Annotated in this window: 1 protein-coding gene; it reads right to left on the bottom strand. The window is 54.0% G+C overall.

The annotated features are described in order from the left end of the window. Positions 1–126 precede the first annotated feature (126 nt). On the bottom strand, positions 127–1200 hold the full coding sequence (locus tag B0W88_RS31805) for a Shedu immune nuclease family protein (RefSeq protein ID WP_077038413.1): 1074 nt from the start codon (positions 1198–1200) through the stop codon (positions 127–129). Positions 1201–1249 lie beyond the last annotated feature (49 nt).

Here is a 1249-nt window from a genome sequence, read left to right on the forward strand (position 1 = left end):
ATGTGGGCGGCGACCGGCGTCTGCTCGATCTTCTGGCACTTCGCGCATGCCCACTTGCCGCGGACATGGCGCTCGACGGTGAAGACGCCGGGCTCGTAGGCGTCGGCTGGAACTGCGGGTTAGGCGTCACGCGCGCTGAAGACGCCGCAGCCATGTGTTCCAGGACTCGATACGAACCGGAGGCGTACTGCGAGCCTCGTAGTCCTGCCGCTTGGTGCTTTCTTCGACATCGTTTACGGTCCGCCCACCGATCACCACGCTTCTAACGTTGATGTCCTTTTTAGGATCGACCTGAAGACGATGGTAAGGGCCTACAAACGCGTTGTGGATCGCTTCACCAATTTCGGCCCGGTGGCGCAATTGGTGTACATGCTGACGAAAACTCTCTAAATCTCTGAAGATTTCACCCAGACGCTTTTGAATTTGTGTGGCGGCCTCGATGACCTTGTGATTGAAAGCGCCGTAGTGATTTGAATTGAAGAGATTGAAGTTTGCACCCTTAACTTCCACAAGAATTACGTCCATTCTTGATCGCCCTGTAAGTACGACAAAGTCTACGGCTCCGTCTGCAAGCGGGAATTCGGAGAAGCAAATGTATTCGTCATCCGGCTTGGCATATGCTTCGCCAAAAATCGACAGATCAGTCTTTAGTAGGCGTTGTAGCTGTTGCTCCCCCGCGCCCGCGTGGACTAGGTCTTCGACAGCGCGCTTTGAGATCATGCCGTCAATAATCTGGAGCTTTCGCTTAATGACATCATTTGACTCTGGTGATGGTGAGTCAACAAAGGGGTTCCTGCGGAATCTTAGACGATCAGCCTGCTCAACGATTCGCGGGTTTGAGTCGCTCCGATCATCCAGTTCCGAAGCCTCTCCTCCAATGAGCCTGAGTGCTTCGTCGCGCGACAGTGACTTCCAACTCGTAGGCGAGAGTGTGACTAAATCGAACGTATCGCCGCGAAAGACATTGCCCTCGTAATGCTCTATGAATGTCGCAGGGGCGATCACAATCCCCAGTTCGAGCAGCGAGCCAACTACGCTCTCTACCGCATTCGTGACCGACTGCCCGTCATTCTTGTCGCCAAGATCGGTTAGCAACACAACTGTTCCGGAAATCGTCGCGAACGATCTGACGCGACACAACCCTCTACTGGCGTTGGTTTGACGATCCTGAAAGCTATGGACTATGTCTAAATGCTTCATGACGCCTAACGATTGCGTTCAGCCGCGCCGTTAGGCGTCGGCTGGAACT

Origin of the sequence: Pelomonas sp. KK5 (genome assembly GCF_001984095.1) — a bacterium.
Classification (GTDB): Bacteria; Pseudomonadota; Gammaproteobacteria; order Burkholderiales; family Burkholderiaceae_C; genus KK5.